The following is an 18,524-nucleotide window of genomic DNA, read 5'->3' as shown; positions in this document are numbered from 1 at the left end:
ATGGAGCCCACCCCGGCCGGACTGGCCGACGCCGACGCCGAGCTGTGGGCGGCCGCCGTCGACCTGCTGGCGCAGCGCTACCGCCACGATCGGCACGAGGTCGCGGCCGCCGTCCGCAGCCGTTCCGGGGCAGTGCACCTGGGCGTGCACATGGCCGGATCGGCCGGTCGTTCGTCGATCTGCGCTGAGGGGATGGCGCTCGGCGCCGCCCTCACCGACGGCGATCTGGAGATCGACACGGTGCTCGCGGTCCTCTACCGCCCGGCCGGGACGATCCGACCGATCGCACCCTGCGGGGTCTGCCGCGAGCTCCTCGTGGACTACTGCCCGGACGCGTGGATCTACGTGTGCACCGACATCGTCCCGGGACCGGCGCACGATCCCGACGACGCGGTCGGGTTCCCCCGGCCGGCGCGGACCATCGGAACAGCCGTGCGCACCAGGGTCCGGGACCTCATGCCGGGGAAGAACCCCCGCAGCTGGTGAACCCCGCCTGATGCGGACGGGTCGGGACATGCGCTCTCCTCGCCTCGTCCGGCGACGGTAGCAATTGGATCCCAAAGTTCGAGTTTTGGCCACAATTCGTAACACGTTGGACATGACGTGTCGCGCTGCTCGTCAGCGGCGGGCTCGACTGGAGCGAGCGGCGAGCTGCCCTGCGCGCCTCCGGTCGCGCAGACGGTGTGACGCTCAGGACCAGGTGACCGGCAGTTCATGGACGCCGTAGACGTTCATGTCGGTGCGGAGCCTCACCTCGTCGGCCGGCACGGCCATGGCGAGCGTCGGGAAGCGGCGCAGCAGGCCCGCGAAGCCGGCGCGCATCTCGATGCGGGCGAGTTGCTGGCCGAGGCACTGGTGGATGCCGTGCCCGAAGGCGACCTGACCGCGCACCTTGCGGTGCACGTCGAGCGTGTCCGGGTGCTCGAAACGGCGCGGGTCGCGGTTGGCGGCCAGCAGCGAGACGACGACGGTGGAGCCGGCCGGGATCGTCTCGCCGCCGACCTCGACGTCCTCGGTCGCGTAGCGGTAGAAGACGTCGGCGACCGACAGGTAGCGCAGGAGCTCCTCGACCGCGTCGGGCAGCAGTGACGGGTCGGCGCGCAGCTCCGCCAGCTGCGCGGGGTGCTCCAGCAGCGCGAACGTGCCCAGCGCGAGCATGTTCGCGGTGGTCTCGTGGCCCGCGAGCAGCAGCAGGAAGGCCATGCCGGTCAGCTCGTCGAGGGTGAGGTCCTCGTCGCGGGCCAGGTCGGACAGGATGTCCTCACCGGGCTCGGCGCGCTTGGCCGCGCAGAGCTGGCCGAGGTAGCCCATCATCGCGCCGATCACCGCCATCTTGGCGTCGAGGTCGATGTCGCGCTCCATGAACTTCGAGGAGTTCGACTGGAACGTCTCACGGTCGGCGTACGGGACGCCGAGCAGCTCGCAGATCACCCGCGACGGCACCGGGAGCGCGAACTCGCGGACCAGGTCGACTGGCGGGGTCAGGCCGGCCACCGCGTCCAGCTGCTGCTCGGTGATCGCGACGATGCCCTCTTCGAGCTGCTTCATGCGCTTCACCGTGAACGCGCCGGTCAGCTTGCGCCGCAACCGGGTGTGGTCCGGCGGATCCATGCTGATGAACAGCCCGGGCATCTGCGGGGACGGTTCGGTGGGCGCCGGCATGCCCGGCGCCTCGAACGGCACGTGGATCACGCCGATGTCCTGGCGACTGCTGAACCGGGTGTCGGACATGACCTGGCGCACCGCGTCATGACCGGTGACCAGCCATCCCTGGTGGCCGTCCGGGAAGACCATCGGGCTCACCGGACGGGTCGCACGCAGCGCGGTGATCAGGCTGGGCGGGTCGAACGGGCCCGCGTCGCGGTCCATGGGCAGGCCCTGCAGTGTCCGCATTTCGCTCGCAAGCTCGCTCATCGCACTCCCTCGCTGGCGCTCGGTCGGCGCTGCGCGAGGCGCTGTGTCCATGATTCGCTCGCAAGCTCGCTCATCGGTGTTCCCCTCGTGGCGGCGTGGTGCCACCACGATCACCGGGAGGACAGACGCGGGACTGTCACGGCGCTGACACGGCCGCGGCGACCAGCTCGGTCCAGCTCGTCCCCGCGCTCGTCCGTGCCGCCGCGTCCAGCGCCCCGGCATCGAGGTGCGAGCGCGTCGCCTGCTCGATCCGCGACGCGTCCGGGTTGGACCGGTCCGTCAGGCCGAGCACGCGCGCGCTCGCCGCGAGCAGCGCGGCGGCCCGCTCGATCTGGTCGCGCCGCAGGGCCAGGTCCGCAACGCCGACGATCACCTTCGCGATCACGGGTGCGTGCCCGCTCTCGACCGCCGCCTGACAGGCCGCCGCCCGGTGCTCGCCGGCCTCGGCGAGGTCGGCGGCGACGTAACCGTGCAGGTCGTGCTCCAGTGCCCGGATGTGCGGTTGCTGCGCCTCGTCGCCCAGCAGGCGAAGCGCGACACCGAGCTGGTCCGTCGCCGCCGCGGCGTCGCCGTTCCACCGGGCGAGCTCGGCCTTCGCCAGCGCCAGGGTGGCGAGCGTTCCCGGCCAGGTGAGGCCCGCGGCGCGGCGCTCCGCTTCGGCGACGGCCGCCGCGCCGGCGTCCTTGTCGCCCATCAGCCAGTACAGCCGTGCCTGGCGAGCGCGCAGCTGCACCACGTCGTCGATAGCGCCGAGCTCGGCGACGACCGCGATCGCCTGGTCGAAGTGCTCGCACGCCTCGGCGAACTCGCCGTGCATGGCGATGCGATCCGCCAGCTCCGTCTGCGCGAACGAGATCCCGAACCGTTCACCGAGCACCCGGAACTCGACGAGCGACTCCTCGATGGCCGCCTCCGCCTCACCGAGGCCGAGCATGACCCGCATCTTGCCGATGTGCAGGCGGGACAGCGCGCGCACCCACGGGTCCTCGTCGTCCAGCAACGCCTCCCACGCGGGCAGGACCGCCTCCGGTTCGCGCAGCATCGTCTCCAGCGGGACGACCAGCCGGAGCCCCGGGTGGAAGTGCGGAGCAGATCTGCCCAACGCGTACGCCTTGTGGATCCACTCCGCGGTGTCCGACGAGTCGCTCGGCCCGCTGGTCAGGAACATCGACGTGAGGGCGTACACGACGGCACGGATCTCGTCGGGCACCTCGCCCTGGAGGTCGATGGCCGCCGTGATCAGCTCCATGCCCTCGGCCTTGCGGCCGACGAGCCACCAGTACCAGCCGGCGGCTGCGGCCAGCCGCATCGCCGCGTGCGCCTCACCGGCCGCGAGCGCGCCGCGCATCGCGGACGTGATGTTGTCGTGCTCCGCGGTGAGCGTCGCGAGCCACTCCAGCTGCTCCGCGCGGCGAAGGCGCGGCTCCGCGGTCTCGGCCAGCTCGGTGAACCACGCCAGGTGCGCCTGCCGCGCCAGTTCGGACTCCCCGGCCTCGGCGAGCCGTTCCGCTCCGTACTCCCTGATCGTGCCGAGCATCCGGTAGCGGGGTGCGCCGTCGTCGGCGGCGACCAGCAGGGACTTCTCGGTCAGCGACGTGAGCAGGTCGAGGACGTCGCGGTCTGCGACGAGGTCGCCCGAGCAGACCCGTTCCGCCGCTTCCAGGCTGGCGCCACCGGCGAACACCGACAGCCTGCGCAGGACCACGCGCTCTGCGTCGGTCAGCAGCTCCCAGCTCCAGTCGACCATCGCGCGCAACGTCCGGTGCCGGGGCAGCGCGGTGCGGCTGCCGCCGGTCAGCAGCCGGAACCTGTCGTCCAACCGGTCGGCGAGCTGGTCGATGGACATCGTGCGCAACCGGGCCGCGGCCAGCTCGATCGCGAGCGGCATCCCGTCCAGCGCCCGGCAGACCCGCGCCACCGTCTGCTCGTCGGCCGTGAAGTCCTTGCGCACCGCGGCGGCGCGGTCGGTCAGCAGCGCGGCCGCGTCGGAAAGGGCGAGCGGTCCGACGGGCCACAGCGACTCGCCCGTGATGCCCAGCGCCTCCCGGCTCGTCGCGAGGATCCGCAGCCGCGGGCACTCCCCGAGCAGCCGGTGGGCGAGCGCGGCAGCGGCGGAGATCACGTGCTCGCAGTTGTCGAGGACGAGCAGGACCTCCCGCTCGCGGAGCGCGGCGACGAGCCGGTCCACCGGCTCCGTGCTCGACCCGTCGCCGAGGAGGGCGTCGCGCAACCCGAGCGCCGACAGCGTCGCCTGCGGCACGTCCTCGGCCGAGCTGACGGGCGCGAGCTCCACCAGCCACGCCCCGTCCGGCAGGTCGTCGAGCAGCGTGCGTGCGGTCTCGGTCGCGAGCCTGGTCTTCCCGGAGCCGCCGGGGCCGGTCAGGGTCGTCAGCCGGTGACCGGCGACCAGCTCGCGGACCGCGGCCACATCTCCTTCCTTGCCGATGTAGCTCGTCAGCTCGGCCCGGACGTTGGTCCGGCGGGTGTCCGGGCGGGTGTTCGGGCGGGGCCCCACCTCGCCGCGCAGGAGCGCCACGTGCAATGCCGACAGTTCCGGTGACGGGTCGACCCCCAGCTCGTCGGCGAGGGCTTCGCGCACGCGCTGGTACGCCTGCAGCGCCTCGTTGCTGCGGCCCGTCGCGGCCAGCGCCCGCATCAGCGACCCGACCAGCTTCTCCCGCAGCGGGTGCGCTGCCACGAGGTCGGTCAGCTCGGTGACCAGGTCCGCGCCGCGGCCGAGGTCGAGCTCGGCGGCGAACCGCTCCTCCGTCGTCGCCAGGCGCAACCCCTCCAGCCTGGCAGCGGCGGCCTCGAACGCCGCGCTGTCCTTCAGACCGACGTCCTGCATGGCCGGCCCGCGCCACAGCTGCAGCGCGTCGCGCAGCCACGTCACCCGCAGCGGCCCCTGGTCGCTTCGCGCCTGCGCCGCGAGCCGCTCGAACTGCACCGCGTCGACCGCGTCGGGCGGCACGGCCAGGCGGTAGCCGTCCGTCAGCCCCTCGACGACCGCGCCCTGGAGTGCCTTGCGCAACCGGGAGACCAGGCGTTGCAGGGCGTTCACCGCGTCGGCGGGCGGGTTCTCACCCCAGATCCAGTCGACGAGCGTTGCCTTCGAGACCACCCGGCCGGTGTTGAGCGCGAGGGCCACCAACAGCCCGCGCAGCCGGGCCCCCGGCACGTCGACGACGGCGCCGTCGTCCGCGCGCACCTCGAACGGGCCGAGGATCCTGATCTCCACGCCGTCGATCGTGCCATCCGGTTCCGCTCACGCGGCGGGATGGATGACGATGTCGTCGAGCCGCGTCCGGGCGCGGACCGTGACGTGTTCACCGGCGCCGACCTCGGGGAGCGTGCTGCGCACGAGCCCCTTGGTGCTCCGCGCGTCCACCACGACAGCCGTGCCCGGGCCGACGCCGATCTCGATGCCGCCGGACGCGTTCGCCAGCTCCACCGGGCCGCGGCTGACCCGGCCGATCCGGATCGGGCTGTCGGCCGCCTTCACGAGCACGCTGCCATCGGCCCGGTCGATGTCGAAGCCGCCGCTCGACCCGCTCAGGTCGACGTCGGCGTGGGCGTGGCCGATCCAGACCTCGCCGGACGTGCCCCGGTACCGGACCGTGCCCTCGGCCGCGCCGATGCGCAACCCCGCCGCGCCGCCTTCGAGCGCCGTGGACCCTGCGACGTGCCCGACCTCGAGCCCACCGGAGCCGAGGCTGCCGCGCAGCGCGGCGACGCGGTCGAGCTGGACCTGCCCGGACCCGATGCCGAGCGCGCAGTCACCGAGCGTGCCGGTCGCCAGCACCTCGGTCCACGCCGTGTTGAGGACCAGGTCGGAACCGGCCGGCAGTTCGACCGTGATGGCGACCGAGCCGGTCCGCTCGCCCGACCTGGTCGTCTTCACCGTCAGTGCGCCGTCCGCGAAATCGACCTTGGTCCTGGCGGCGACCTGCACGTCCTTGCGGCTGGCGCGGTTGACGGGCTCGACCCGCACCAGTGTGTCGGTGCGCTCGCCGGCGGCGATCCGCACGCGGGCGCCGGCGGTGGTGATGGTGGCGGTGATCGGGTCCGGGGTGTCGAACGTGGCCATGCCGAGCCTCCTGTGCTTGCTTCTCCGGGGTGGTGACGACCACGTTCGCCACCACCCCGGACACCGGTCCGTCACGCCTCTGACACCGACGACACGCGAGCCGAAGCCGTGTCAGAGCGGTGTCAGCTCCGTGACCGATCGCAGGGCCACGGTTCTCGCCATGGACACAGCAGCAACGCAGAACCCGGCCCACACCCCGAACCCCCAGCCGACGGGCTTCATCGCGAAGCTCCTCGCCGACCGCCACTCCGTCCCGTTCTCGATCGCACTGCACCTGGTGCCCGGCGCGCTCATCGTCGCCGTGTACGCGTTCGTCGCCGCGCCCCTGGTGCGGGTGATGGGCGTCCCGATCTTCATGGCCTGGGCCATCGCTCTTGCGGTCGTGCTCTTCCCGCTCCAGCTGTTCCTGCTGTGGCTGGGCAAGAAGCAGACCGGCCGCTTCACGATGAAGGGCGTCGTCCGCTACCGCGACAAGCCGCTCTCGCGCGGCAAGGTCTTCTGGCTCGGGGCCGCGTGCCTCGTGTGGATGACCGCGGTCTCGCTATCGCTGCTCCCGCTGGACAACATCGTCTACGACTGGTTCTTCAGCTGGGTGGACTACGAGGGCGCCGGCCCCGACGGCACCGCCTACCTCCAGGGCTACTCGCCGAGGCTCGTGCTCACCACGTTGCTCGTCTGCGCGCCGTTCACCGGTTTCACCCTGCCCCTGATCGAGGAGTACTACTTCCGCGGCTTCCTCCTCTCCCGCCTCCCGCAGCTCGGCAAGTGGGCCCCGCTCTTCAACATCTTCTTCTTCTCCGTGTACCACTTCTGGGCCCCGTGGACGATCGTGTCGAAGCTCGTCTTCCTCTACCCGGGCGTGTGGCTCGCCTGGAAGAAGCAGGACATCCGCATCTCGATCGCCATGCACCCCGGCTCGGCACTGCTGATGACCATCGTCGGCATCATCGCCCTCGCCTCCGGTGCCTACTCGATCTAGACGAGGGAGTCCTGACGGCGAGCTGCCCGGGACGGGGCAGGAGGGTGTCGAAGATCCGTTTGTGAAGACAGACCTCAACACCCTGGTTGGGCGGGGTTGGTCGCAGCGCCGTCACGGTTCGGACGACCGGCTCCGCCATGACACCGAGCCGCTCGACCTCGAATCGACAGCGGGGTGCTGATACCCCGCTCGGTGTCGACCCGCACCGCAGCGCACGCACCGCCGAAGCCGTCCGGAAGCGCTCGGGCGCGATGTGGGCCGTCACGGAGCGCCAGCCCCGCCGGGCGGTCGGGTGCGGGCGCGCAGCGGCACGACGAACAGAAACGCCTCGGCAAGCGCGGCAAGCTGATCATCACGATGACGGCTTCGAGCTCACCGGGATCCTGGCGCTCCCGGTGGCATGGCCAAGGTGCCGGCCGTACTCATCCGCACGCCCTACGACCCGGCGTCCTTCCCGCCGGAGGTCACCGCCTTCTTCCTGGGCGAGGTGATCGCCTGGGCATCCCACGGATACGCCTGCCTGGTGCAGAGCACCCGCACCACCCGCACCAGCACCTCGTACTTCGACGAGGCCGCCGACGGCGCCGCCACCGTCCGGCAGACTCCGCCGCCCGGACCGCCGTCGCCGTCGCACTGCCGGGCGTGCCCGGTCATGTCACGGTTCGGCGACGGACCCTGCAGCGAAGGGCTCGTGCCTCCACTCTGTCCGCGGACACCACCGCCGGACGGAGGCCCCATGACCGCGGTCATCGCCGCTGTGCTCTTCGGACTCGCGCTGATCTTCCAGCTCGCGAACGTCAGCCTGTCGATCATCACCCCGACGGTGCTCGTCACCGCCGGGCTGCTCTGCGTGGCCTTGCATTACGCCGGTGTGGGCAAGACGGTGCACGTGCGCAGCTACCGCCGCCGGCGGTGAGCATGCACAGCATGGGCTCGGCGTCGAAACGCGCGTTTGCGCTGCTGGGGGTGGATGATCAGTGAACGTACCTGCCGGACGGCATTCCGGCATTTGGCCGTCTGCCGCTGTGCGGTGGCTGGAGACCTCCCCGAGCTCCGCGTGCAGCTGCGCGATCCGGGCACTGTCGTGGTGCGACGCGAGTTCGCGCGGTCGCGACCACCGGATCGCCATTCCGAACCGCGCCTGCAGCGAGGTCAACCCCTCTGGATCCGACGGTCCTTCCCAGCCCAGGCCGACTCGCGCAGCACGAACTTCTGGATCTTGCCGGTGGAGGTCTTGGGCAGCTCGCCGAAGGTCACGGTCCGAGGCGCCTTGAAGCGGGCCAGTCGCGCGCGCACGTGCTCACGGATCTCTTCCTCGGTCGCCGTCACACCCTCGTGCAGCGTCACGTAGGCGGCAGGGACCTCGCCCCAGTGATCGTCCGGCACGGCGATGACCGCCGCCTCCAGAACCGCGGGATGGTCCATGATGGCCTGTTCCACCTCGACCGACGCGATGTTCTCCCCGCCCGAGATGATCACGTCCTTGGACCGGTCCCTCAGCTCCACATAGCCGTCCGGGTGCACCACGCCGATGTCGCCGGTACGGAACCACCCGTCGGGCACGGCCGCCGCCGTCGCCTCGGGATCGTTCAGGTAGCCGAGCATCAGATTGTTGCCCCGCAGGGCGATCTCCCCCGTCGTCATCCCGTCCGCCGGAACGTCGGAGCCGTCCGCGGCGATCACCCTCGGCACCATCGAGATCATGTTCCCGACACCCTGACGCGCCTTCAGCCGCGCCTGCGCCTCGGCGTCGAGTGAGTCCCACTCCGGACGCCAGTCGCAGAGCATCGCCGGACCATAGGTCTCGGTCAACCCGTAGAGGTGTGTGACGTCGAAGCCCAGCTCGGCCATCCGCCGCAGGATCGCAGGCGAGGGCGGCGCTCCACCCGTCGCGACCCGGACCGTGCGGTTCAGCGGGGCGGCTTCCTTCGCGTAGGCGATCATCGACAGCACTGTCGGCGCGCCGTTGAGGTGGGTCACGCCTTCATGCCGGACAAGCCGCCAGATCTCCGCCGGGTCCACACCCGGCAGGCACACGTGCGTCGCCGCCGCGGCGGTCACCGCCCACGGGAAGCACCAGCCGTTGCAGTGGAACATCGGCAACGTCCACAGGTGGACCGACGACGGCGCCAGCCCCGTGTGCCCCACCATCGCCAGGGCCTGCAGGAACGCTCCCCGGTGGTGGTACATCACGCCCCGTGGGCGGCCCGTTGTGCCCGAGGTGTAGTTGATCGACAGCAGCGACCGCTCGTCGGTGGGGGTCACGTGCCACGGCTCGGCCCCGGCGAGCAGGTCCTCGTACTGCGGCCCCGCGGGGATCCGGTGCAACGGACGGTCCAGCCGGCCGACCGCCTCGTCCACCAGCTCGTCGAAGCCCGGATCGTGGATCAGCACCGCGGACCCGGAGTGCTCCAGGATGTAGGCGACCTCGCCCACCGAGAGCCGGGTGTTGATCGCCACGAGCGGCACCCCCGCCCACGGCACCCCGAAGTGCGCCTCCAGGAGCACATGGGTGTTCGGCGCGAGCACCGCGACCGGGCGTCCGCCCGCCAAGGACGCCAGCCCGCCGGCCAAGCGCATGCAGCGCTCCCGCAGCTCCGCATAGGTCCAACGCCGAGCACCGTCCACCACCCCGACCCGGTCCCCGTGGGACGCCGCGGCACGATCCAGGTAGGACGTCGGAGTCAGCGGCTCGAAGGAAGACGAGTCAGCTGCATTCATCATCCGCTCAGCGTCACTCATCGTTCCCCTGTTCGCTCACGTGCAGCGGGGTTCGGTGATCACGGGTTCCGGGATGGACACGGTCTCGAACGATTCCGGCGCCCAGATCACGAGCGCCTCGAAGTCGTCCGAGTAGGCGATCTCGTTGTGGCCCAGGCCCGGAGGGATGTTCACGCAGGTGCCGGGGGCGAGGCGGACGAGCCTGCCGTCCTCGAAAGCGATGTCTTCCCAGCCGCGCAGGCAGTAGACGATCTGGATCGTCAACGGGTGGTAGTGCCAGCCCGTGGTCCCGTGCTCCCCGGCCAGCGCCCGGACGTGCGTTGCGTTGAACTCACCCTTGGTCGCCGCGCGGATCCCGAGGTCCCGGTACTCGAAGAAGCTCCTCGTCCCGCTCGTGTCGAACGAGTCCGCTCCCAGGTGCGAGACCGAGAGTTCGAAGGGACTGGTAGGGCGATCAGCTACGGACATGACGAACCTCCTGGCTCGCGTGCGGGTGTGGGGATGGTGGGCGCGACGGATCGCCGTCCACCGACGGCCGGGGCCGAGCCGACGCCGTCAGCTGCAACTCATGGGTCCAGCAGCTCGGGTCCTGACGCTGCAGGTAGAGGAAGGCGTCGGCGATGCTCCGTGGGTTGATCAGCGCGTTCGGCGCGGCGAGACCCGGCAGCGCCCGCGTCCCCGGAGAGTCGATGACCCCGTCCACGACGACGTTGACGACGTGCACGCCGTGCGGCGAGTACTCCTCGGCCAAGGCCTGCGCGAGCGCGCGCATCATCGTCCGGGGGTAGTAGAGGGACTCCCCCGTGCGCCGCTTGCGCCCGCGGAGCGAGTACTGGTTGTTCGAGAAGAAGATCGCGCCACGGCCGCGTTCGCGCATCGCGGGCAGCACCTCGCGCACGACCAGGAAGGGACCGCGGCACGCGATGTCGATCGCGGTCTCGAACAGCTCTGGCGGGAAGAACTCCATGAGCTCCTGCTCGGGCGGGAGCTCGCGGCCGGCCATGTAGCCCGCGTTGTAGACCAGCACGTCGGGCTCGCCCGCGCTCTCCCGGATCTCGCCGAAGGCGCGGCTGATCGACCCCGGGTCGCCCAGGTCCAGCTCCACCGCGGCGCACTGACCGCCGTGATGCCGGATGGTGTCCGCAAGCGCGGCCGCGTTCGCCGCGGTCCGCGTCGTGAGCACGACGAACTGGCCCTCCTGCGCGAACCTCATCGCGAGGGCGCCTCCGAGACCCCAGCGGGCCTCGGTCGGCACCTCCGTGCTCAGCAGGCTCTGACCATGGACGAAGACCGTGTTCGGGCCGTTCGTCTGCCACTTCGACGTCGCGCCGACGATCACCGCGACAGGTAGGCCGTCCGGGTTCCACTTCTGCTCCTGCGTCGACACGCGGAGTCCTCCTCGAGATCAGCACGCCTGCGGGAACCGGCCGGTCACCAGCTCAGGTCGATGTCGTCTCCGCACGGGCCGCCACCTCCACCCTCCGACCGTCGCCGAACCACGATCCGATGTGCCACCGCAACCCGATCCGCACCGGATCACCGGGGCCGAACCGGGCACCCTCGGGCGCCGCCGCGTGCACGTTCAGCGTGGCCGAGCCGGCCGTGACGCTGAGGTCGTAGTGCCGTCCCTCGTACACCGAGTCCACGACTCGTCCCTCCAGGACCAGCCCGTCGTACGCGGTCGTCGTGGCGGGCAGCAGATCCACGTCGTGCGGGCGGAACCGCAGGGTCAGCGAGTCGGAGGCTTCGCGGGTGACGACCGGTACCTCCCGGCCGGACCCGCCCTGCAGCGACCACCGTCCGGCTCCGGCGGGGTCGAACACGAGCCGGTTGCTCAACCCCACGAAGTTCGCGGCGTACTCGGTGAGCGGGCGGCCGTAGATCTCCTGAGGGGTCCCGATCTGCTCGATCCGGCCGGCGCGCATGATCGCGAGCCGGTCGCCGAGAGCGAACGCCTCGCTCTGGTCGTGGGTGACGTATATGCCGCTGAAGCCGACGGTCCGGTGGAGCTCGTGCAGGTCGTGGCGGACCTGCGCGCGCAGCAGCGCGTCGAGGTTGCTGAGCGGCTCGTCGAACAGCATGAACCTCGGCTTCGCGACCAGCCCTCGGGCCAGGGCGACCCGCTGCTGCTGCCCGCCGGACAGCTCGCCGGGGAACCGCTGCAGGTACGGGACGCAGTCCACCAGGCGTGCCGCCTGGTGGACCGCCTCACCGGCAGCCAGCTCGGCCTTCATCCGCCGGGCCCGCAGGGGGAACTCGAGATTGCGTTGCACGGTGAGGTGGGGCCACAGGGCGTAGTTCTGGAAGACCATCCCGATCCTCCGGCGTTCCGGTGGCTGGTCCATTCCCCCGGCGGCGTCGAAGACTGCTTCACCGCCGAGGCGGATGCTGCCGCCCTGCGCCGTCTCGTGCCCGGCGATGCACCTCAGGACGGTGGTCTTGCCGCACCCGCTCGGACCGAGCAGGACCAGCATCTCGCCCTCGGCGACCTCGAAGGTGACGTCGTCGACCGCGCGGACCACGTCTCCCTTCGCCGAGAACGACTTCTCCAGACCCTTCACCGCCAGCATCGGGGGTTCTCCTCCCGCCGTCAGAGCTTTTCGAGGGTGCCCGAGCCCGCCCGGGCCGCCAGAGCGACGCCGACAGCGGTGATCAGGCACATCACGATTCCCATGACCGCGACCTTCGACGCGGTCCCGGTGGACCAGAAGTCGTAGAGCTGTGTCCCCATCACCTGGGTGCGGACGGAGCGGACGAACACCGACGCTGTGAACTCGTGGCTGAGCAGAACGAACATCAGTGCGGCGGCGCCGGCGACGGAGCTGCGCATCATCGGCACGACGATGCGCAGGTGCGTGCGGAAGACGCCCGCACCCGACGACCTCGCCGCCGCCTCGAACGAGTCCCCGAGCGAGAGCCGGGCAGTGAGCTGCAGACGGACCGAGTACGGCAGCATCAACGTGACGTACAGCAGCACGATGATCCAGGGCGTCCCGTAGAGCTGTAACCCGGGCTGGGAGTAGAAGTAGAGGAACCCGAGTCCGAACACGACTGCGGGGATGCCCAGGGGCAGCCCGACGACGAAGTCGACCAGTGCCGAGAGGGCGCGGCCCCCACGGCGCCGGTAGATCACCTCCGCGGCCAGGTATCCGATCGGGAGGGCCAGCAGCACTCCGGCCACCGACGCCAGCAGGCTGGTCCGGACGGCGGTGCGCGCGGCGGGCATGCCGAGGGTCTCGGTGAAGTTCCGCAGCGTGAAGGTGCTGACGTCCACGTGCCCGGTCCAGAAGGGCGACAACGAGACGACCAGCAGCGTCAGGATCGGGACGACCACCGTCAGCAGTCCGTACACGGCCAGCCCGGGCAGCGCCCAGCCCGAGGCACGTCCACCGCTCTGCACGCCCTTGCCGGCATCGCTCGCGAAGCGCTTGCTGTTGGCGAGCAGCCCACGCTGGCCGAGGACCAGGGCGGTGCCGAGGACCAGCAGCGGCATCGACAACGCGGAGGCCAGCCCGTACTCGTTCAGGTTGACGAAGTAGTAGACCTCGGTCGTCAGCACGCGGACGTTGTTGTTGCCGCCGAGGATCAGGGGCGCGGTGAACTGGCTGAGGCCCAGCAGAAGGCAGATCGCGCCGCCGTAGGTCAGTGAGGGGCGCAGCAGGGGGAGCACCACCGTCAGGAACGCCCGCCGCGGTGTGGCACCGCTCGACCGGGCCGCCTCGACCACCTGCGGGCCGACCCGGGCGAGACCGGCTCGGATGAACACGAACATGAACGAGGTCAGGTACAGGCCGGTGATCGCGACGATCCAGCCGAAGCTGTAGACGTTGATCGGGCCGCCGGTCGCCGCGGTGTATCCGGAGAACATCGGGAGGCTGCGGAGCAGGTCGTTGACCAGCCCGGACCGCGGGGCCAGGAGGAATCCGAACGCGCTGATGCTCGCGATCGGCGGCAGGACGATCGGCAGCAGGGGTAGGACCGCGGCCCACCGGTGCCGGACCGGCAGCCGCATCGCCAGCCACGCGAGCGCTGTCCCGAGGACGGCCGCCATCACGACGCTGACGACGGCGAGGAGCAGTGTCGTGAGCAGCGTCCGGCCGAGCGCAGGTGTCCCGACCGCGCGGGCGAGGTTCGCCCCACCGTCCTGCAGGGCCAGGAGCACCAGGCGGACGATCGGGAACAGGACGAGGTAGACGAGCACGGCCGCCAGGACCGCGGTGAGCAAGGTGGTGGATGAGCCGTACCAGCGCTTCCGGTCCGGGCGGCTCGGCGTGTTCGGGGCGCGCTCCTCGCGCCGCGGGCCTGGGGCCACGCTCAGGGATGGCGGAGACGTCACAGGGCAGCGCTCCTCGGCGTGACGGTGGACCTCGGACGCCGGCGCCGAGGGAGGTCGGGCGCGAGCTCAGGGACCCGGCGCAGCCGGACGCCCCGACGAAGGCACGCGACGCTCGCGCGGGAGGCCGGCTCCACATCGCTACTCACCCAGCACCTCCAGGACGAGCTCGCGCGTGCGGCCGAGGAGCTCGAGGTGCTCGTCGGTGCCGCGGCACTTCCCGGTGACCGCGCCGAGCATCCGGTTGCGCATGGTCGACACGACCACCCCGTCGACGCCCCTCCCGCGCCACGGGTCGAGGCTGCGCTTCAGGTCCTCCTCGCCGCGGAGAGCGTGCACCTGGACCAGTACCCGAAAGCGACCCGGCTCCCGGCCCGCGGCGACCAGTCGCTCGACGAGCGACGTGTGGAGGTGGAGCGACTCCGGGGCCGGAGTGGCGAACAGGAACCCGTCCCCGAACTGCACCGCACGCCGGAGTGCGACCTGCGATCCGCCGCCGAACACGAGGGGGATCCGCTGCTCCGGGCGGGGGCACAGGGCGACCCGCTCGATCCGGTGGAAGTGCCCATCGAGGCTGACGAGCTCGTCGGTCCACAACGCGCGCAGCAGGCGGACCTGCTCGTCGAGGCGCCGCCCGCGGCTGCCGAAGTCGACGCCGAGCGCGTCGTACTCGACGACGTTCCAGCCGATGCCCACGCCGAGCGTCAGCCTGCCGCCGCTGAGCAGCGAGACCTCGGCCGCCTGCTTGGCGACCAACGCCGTCTGCCGCTGAGGGAGGACCAGCACGCCCGTCATCAGCTCGACCGTCCGAGTCGCCGCCGCGAGGTAGCCCAGCAACACGAGGGGCTCACGGAAGGGCGTCCCCGCGTCGTAGTCCCGTGTGACGGGCGGCGTGCGGTCGCGGTGCTCGGCCCCCACCACGTGGTCGTACACGACTACGGCGTCGTACCCTTCCCGCTCGACTCCGAGCGCCCACTCCTTCGTCGCCGCCGTGTCGGCGCCGATCTCCGTCATCGGCATGGCTGCGGCGATCCTCATCGTGCACCCCCGCCCACTTCCAGCAGCGCGGTCGCCACGGCCGCCGGCGCGGCTGACGCGCCCCCTGTGACGACGACATCATGGCCGGTCAGCGCACCGCCCGAGCGCGCGTCGAGTCGAGCGGCGACGGCCTCGCACAGAGCGTCCTGTCCCCGGCCACGGCCGTGGCCGAGATCGTGCCCGCTGCGGAGCACGCGGGTGATCTCCCTCCCGAGTGCGTCGCGGGGTCGGAGCACCGGCAGCGTCAGCGCTGCGGCTCTTCCCAGGTGGGTCCCGCCCGTGCCCGCGTGGTTCTCTGCCGGCGTGTTCATCGTCATCCGTGGCTCCAGCGGCGAAGACAGGGCAGTTCCTCCTGGGGTGGTACCGGCAGTCCGAGGACCCCGAGGTACATGGCGTTCACCTCGGCGACGTAGAGCACCCCGTCGGGCGCGACGGCGATGCCGTGCGGGCTGAGGAACCGTCCTTCGCTCGCTCCGGGGTAGTGGTCCCCGAGGCGGTCGACGACCGTCCCGTCGAGGGTCGAGACAGTCACGCAGCACCCCATGTCCGGGATGACCCCGTGCATGTACGCCGGTGGACCCAGTTCGGCGACGAACAGCACGTCCCCACTGCGGCGGATCGCGCAGGGGCGGTGCCAGTGCCAGCTGTCGACCAGGCCACCGTCGAGAGCGAAGATCTGGATCCGGTAGTTCTCCCGGTCGCAGACCGCGAGGTGGTCGTCGTCGAGCAGGCAGAGACCGTGGGGGTTCGACAGCTGCCCCGGCCCGGTGCCCGGTACGCCCCAGGACGCGATGTGTTCGCCGGTGGCGTCGTACCGATGGATGCGGGAGTTCCCGTACCCGTCGGCGACGAAGATCTCTCGGCTCACGGGGTGCTCGGCAGCGTCGGTGGGCATGTGGAACGGCTCGCCGGAGTACACCGGCGAGGGGTGGCCGTGCGTGCCGAGCCGCAGGACACGCTCGCCGTCGGGACGGACCTTGTCGACGACGTGCGACCCGGCGTCGACCAGGAGGAGGTCGCCGTCCGCACAGGCGGTGACGCCGTGGGGGCGGACGTAGTCCCGCGCGCTCCCCCAGCCCCCGGCGTACGTCCCGTCCGGTTCGAGGACCACCATGCGCTGCGGGCCGCGGTTGAAGACGTAGATCCGCTCGTCGGGCCCGACCGCCACCGCGGCGGCGTCGCCGGCGAAGCTCAGACCGTCCGGCAGTGCCGGCCAGCCGGGCGTCTCGCCGTAGCTCGCGCTCATCGGCCGAAGATCTGTCGCCACCGGGCGTTGTAGGCGTCCACCTTGGCCACGTCGACCACGTTCTCCACGTTCATCGTCTGGACGTCGCCGATGTGGCCGATCGTTCCGGGAATGTCCGGCAGCACGCTGATGGCGTTCTTGTTGATCGCCGCCTGTCCCTCGGGGCTCGCCATGAAGTCGTACAGGACCTGCGCTGCGTTCGGGTGCTTCGCCCACTTGACGATGTAGGTGTAGAACTGGATCGCCCACTGTGGCTTAGTCGGCGCGAACGCCACCGGTGCCCCCTGACCGACCAGGTCCTGGACCGCGATGTTGCTGGCGTAGTCGGTCATCGCGATCTCACCCGAGGTGAGCGCCTGCAGTGTGGGAGCGACCGACGGGAAGAACTGCGGCTGCTGGGTGGCGAGCTTCTTCAGGAAGTTCTCGCCGCCGTAGTGCTGCTCGAGGAACCCGTAGAGATCCGACGCCGCGGGGATCTGGCCGTCCAGTAGGCCGATCCGGCCCTTGAGCGCGGGATCGAGCAGAGCGGTGAAGTCGGTCGGGCGGTTGGGGATCAACGTCGTGTTGTAGGCGAGGCCGTACGGCACGACGTGGTGCATCTGCGAGACGCCTTGGAGAGTGACGCCGGCAGCCTGGTACTCGGGACGCCTCGGGTTCGGCCCGGTCGGCGGGACGAAGTTCCCCAGATTCCGGTAGTGGAAGGGAACCATGTCGTGCAGCGCGATGTCCGCGCCGCTCCCCCCGGCGTTGCGCTCGTTCTCGAGAGCGGTCCCCAGCTCGACCCCGGTCACCCGGGTGGCCTGCAGGTCGATGTTCGGGTACTTCTCCTCGAACGCCTTCTCGATCCGGTCGATCGTGCCCTGAACCGCACTGGTGTAGAAGACGACCGTTCCCTCCTGCTCGGCCGCCCTGACGGTCTCCTGCCACTTGGGGTCGCCCGCGAACGCGGGATCGCTGCTGCTCGACGCGCCGCTGCCGCCCGCCGACGCACAACCAGCCAGCACGGCAAGGGTGAGAGCGAGCAGAGCGGCGAGACCGCGGCGGGATCGCGCGGCCCTGCGGACCTTCTGATGCATCGTTGCTCCAGAACGTTGGGTGGTGGGTGGGCCGGGGACCGGACGACGGGGTGCCGGGACCGGGCTACGTCACGGCGAGCGGGTACTCGACGGCTGGACTCCGCATTCGCCGGCGAGCGCTGTCGATCTCGGCCTCGCGCTCGCGGATGCCGGTCATGTGGATCACCGGGAGATCGTGGACGTCCTGCTGCAGCAGTTCGACGTCCTTGAACAACAGGTCCTGCGCGAACTCGGTGAAGTGGTCGCCCATCCAGCTCTGACCCGAGGAGGCCGCCACGACCGCCATGAAGGTGGCGCGGTCCAGTCCTGCCTCGGACGCCACCTCGGCCATCCCTGCGACCGCGAGCGCGTGGTACGCAGCGAGAGTGTTGTTCGTCAGCTTGGCGACGGCAGGCAGGCCGTAGGCGTCGAACGTGAAGACCTCGCTCGTGATGTCCTCGACGACTCGCTGGGCAGCGGGGCGCAGCGATCCACGAGCGTGCAGGAACATCGTCAACGTCCCGTCCCGCGCACCGTGCGGGCCACCGGAGACGGGCGCCTCGACGATGTCGTGTGGCGAGCTCCCCAGTGCGCGTGCGTCGGTCAGACCCAAGGTGGACAGCACGAACACCGGACCCTCGCCGACCGGCAGGGCATCGAGGACGTCCCACAGCTGGGTCGCCAGTCGGACGGCGACGATGACGACGTCGACGTCCTCGCGGTCGGGGCCGTCGCCGAGCCTGCCGGCGACGGGCATCCCTGTCTGCGACGCCCATGCGGAAGTTCGCTCGGCGTCGGGGTCGATGCCGAACACACACTCTCCGCGCTCGGCCAGCGCAGCGCCGACACCTGCCCCGATCGGGCCCAGACCCACGACGAGGACCGCCAGGCCGTGTCCGGGCCCGAGTCGCTGCGGGCCGGGTGGGGCGTGGATCTCCGTGGATGCGTCCATGGATCGTCCTCGATCTCGAGAGGAGCCTGGGCCGTGCGCCCCGGAGGGCATGGCGCTCAGAGTCGCACCGGACATGTGCACCGTCGAAGGTCTTCCTCCATGCGGAATGTGGGCCCCGCACGCGCGCGAACACCGTTCTGGTCGGCACCACGACTCCGCCATGTGGGATAGTCGTGGGCGGGAATTCCGTACAACGAGA

General features: G+C 70.9%; 16 protein-coding genes and 1 pseudogene. 4 read left to right on the top strand and 13 right to left on the bottom strand.

Annotation, left to right across the window (positions count from 1 at the left end; all coding sequences use genetic code 11):
• Window positions 1-486: a hypothetical protein gene (locus tag ACQEVB_RS13705; RefSeq protein ID WP_432969993.1), complete on the top strand. Its 486-nt coding sequence runs from the start codon at window positions 1-3 to the stop codon at window positions 484-486.
• A 204-nt stretch (window positions 487-690) separates the two neighbouring features.
• Here ACQEVB_RS13705 and ACQEVB_RS13700 read toward each other — a convergent pair whose 3' ends face one another.
• The 3 genes from ACQEVB_RS13700 to ACQEVB_RS13690 form a co-directional block, all read right to left on the bottom strand.
• The gene (locus ACQEVB_RS13700) at window positions 691-1,914 is read right to left on the bottom strand and encodes a cytochrome P450 (RefSeq protein ID WP_432969989.1); all 1,224 of its coding nucleotides are present in this window, start codon (window positions 1,912-1,914) and stop codon (window positions 691-693) included.
• Between the two features lie 136 nt (window positions 1,915-2,050).
• Window positions 2,051-5,152, bottom strand: a complete 3,102-nt coding sequence (locus tag ACQEVB_RS13695; protein WP_432969986.1) for a BTAD domain-containing putative transcriptional regulator — start codon at window positions 5,150-5,152, stop codon at window positions 2,051-2,053.
• A gap of 27 nt (window positions 5,153-5,179) precedes the next feature.
• Window positions 5,180-6,001, bottom strand: coding sequence for a hypothetical protein (locus tag ACQEVB_RS13690; RefSeq protein ID WP_432969983.1), 822 nt, complete (start codon window positions 5,999-6,001; stop codon window positions 5,180-5,182).
• A gap of 160 nt (window positions 6,002-6,161) precedes the next feature.
• Between ACQEVB_RS13690 and ACQEVB_RS13685 the strand changes: the two genes are divergently transcribed.
• From ACQEVB_RS13685 to ACQEVB_RS13675, 3 genes and pseudogenes are all read left to right on the top strand, one after another.
• Window positions 6,162-6,980: a CPBP family glutamic-type intramembrane protease gene (locus tag ACQEVB_RS13685; protein WP_432969980.1), complete on the top strand. Its 819-nt coding sequence runs from the start codon at window positions 6,162-6,164 to the stop codon at window positions 6,978-6,980.
• A 400-nt stretch (window positions 6,981-7,380) separates the two neighbouring features.
• Window positions 7,381-7,512 (top strand): annotated as a pseudogene (locus ACQEVB_RS13680) (hypothetical protein); the annotation flags it as partial.
• Between the two features lie 204 nt (window positions 7,513-7,716).
• Window positions 7,717-7,896 carry a hypothetical protein gene (locus ACQEVB_RS13675; RefSeq protein ID WP_432980346.1) on the top strand — a complete coding sequence of 60 codons (180 nt, stop codon included), beginning with the start codon at window positions 7,717-7,719 and terminating at the stop codon, window positions 7,894-7,896.
• Window positions 7,897-8,132: 236 nt separating this feature from the next.
• Here the strand turns inward: ACQEVB_RS13675 and ACQEVB_RS13670 are convergent, their stop codons facing one another.
• The 10 genes from ACQEVB_RS13670 to ACQEVB_RS13625 all read right to left on the bottom strand — a co-directional run bounded on the left by ACQEVB_RS13670 (window position 8,133) and on the right by ACQEVB_RS13625 (window position 18,325).
• The gene (locus ACQEVB_RS13670; protein WP_432980343.1) at window positions 8,133-9,701 is read right to left on the bottom strand and encodes an acyl--CoA ligase family protein; all 1,569 of its coding nucleotides are present in this window, start codon (window positions 9,699-9,701) and stop codon (window positions 8,133-8,135) included.
• Between the two features lie 36 nt (window positions 9,702-9,737).
• Window positions 9,738-10,169, bottom strand: coding sequence for a cupin domain-containing protein (locus ACQEVB_RS13665; RefSeq protein WP_432969977.1), 432 nt, complete (start codon window positions 10,167-10,169; stop codon window positions 9,738-9,740).
• Complete coding sequence (locus ACQEVB_RS13660) at window positions 10,156-11,088, bottom strand: SDR family NAD(P)-dependent oxidoreductase (protein ID WP_432969974.1); 933 nt, start codon at window positions 11,086-11,088, stop codon at window positions 10,156-10,158. Before ACQEVB_RS13660 ends, ACQEVB_RS13665 begins: the two co-directional genes overlap by 14 nt.
• A gap of 52 nt (window positions 11,089-11,140) precedes the next feature.
• Window positions 11,141-12,271: an ABC transporter ATP-binding protein gene (locus ACQEVB_RS13655; RefSeq protein WP_432969971.1), complete on the bottom strand. Its 1,131-nt coding sequence runs from the start codon at window positions 12,269-12,271 to the stop codon at window positions 11,141-11,143.
• Between the two features lie 20 nt (window positions 12,272-12,291).
• Window positions 12,292-14,013, bottom strand: a complete 1,722-nt coding sequence (locus ACQEVB_RS13650; RefSeq protein WP_432969968.1) for an ABC transporter permease — start codon at window positions 14,011-14,013, stop codon at window positions 12,292-12,294.
• Between the two features lie 162 nt (window positions 14,014-14,175).
• Complete coding sequence (locus ACQEVB_RS13645; RefSeq protein ID WP_432969965.1) at window positions 14,176-15,072, bottom strand: LLM class F420-dependent oxidoreductase; 897 nt, start codon at window positions 15,070-15,072, stop codon at window positions 14,176-14,178.
• Window positions 15,069-15,389, bottom strand: a complete 321-nt coding sequence (locus ACQEVB_RS13640) for a hypothetical protein (RefSeq protein WP_432969962.1) — start codon at window positions 15,387-15,389, stop codon at window positions 15,069-15,071. The genes ACQEVB_RS13645 and ACQEVB_RS13640 overlap by 4 nt, the downstream gene beginning before the upstream one ends.
• On the bottom strand, window positions 15,386-16,318 hold the full coding sequence (locus ACQEVB_RS13635) for a hypothetical protein (RefSeq protein WP_432969959.1): 933 nt from the start codon (window positions 16,316-16,318) through the stop codon (window positions 15,386-15,388). The genes ACQEVB_RS13640 and ACQEVB_RS13635 overlap by 4 nt, the downstream gene beginning before the upstream one ends.
• Window positions 16,315-17,394, bottom strand: coding sequence for an extracellular solute-binding protein (locus tag ACQEVB_RS13630; RefSeq protein ID WP_432969956.1), 1,080 nt, complete (start codon window positions 17,392-17,394; stop codon window positions 16,315-16,317). Before ACQEVB_RS13630 ends, ACQEVB_RS13635 begins: the two co-directional genes overlap by 4 nt.
• 64 nt (window positions 17,395-17,458) lie before the next feature.
• Window positions 17,459-18,325: an NAD(P)-binding domain-containing protein gene (locus ACQEVB_RS13625; protein ID WP_432969953.1), complete on the bottom strand. Its 867-nt coding sequence runs from the start codon at window positions 18,323-18,325 to the stop codon at window positions 17,459-17,461.
• Window positions 18,326-18,524 lie beyond the last annotated feature (199 nt).

Origin of the sequence: Pseudonocardia sp. CA-107938, assembly GCF_050936315.1 — a bacterium.
Lineage (GTDB): Bacteria > Actinomycetota > Actinomycetes > Mycobacteriales > Pseudonocardiaceae > Pseudonocardia.
This window is presented reverse-complemented; position numbering and strand designations above follow the sequence as displayed.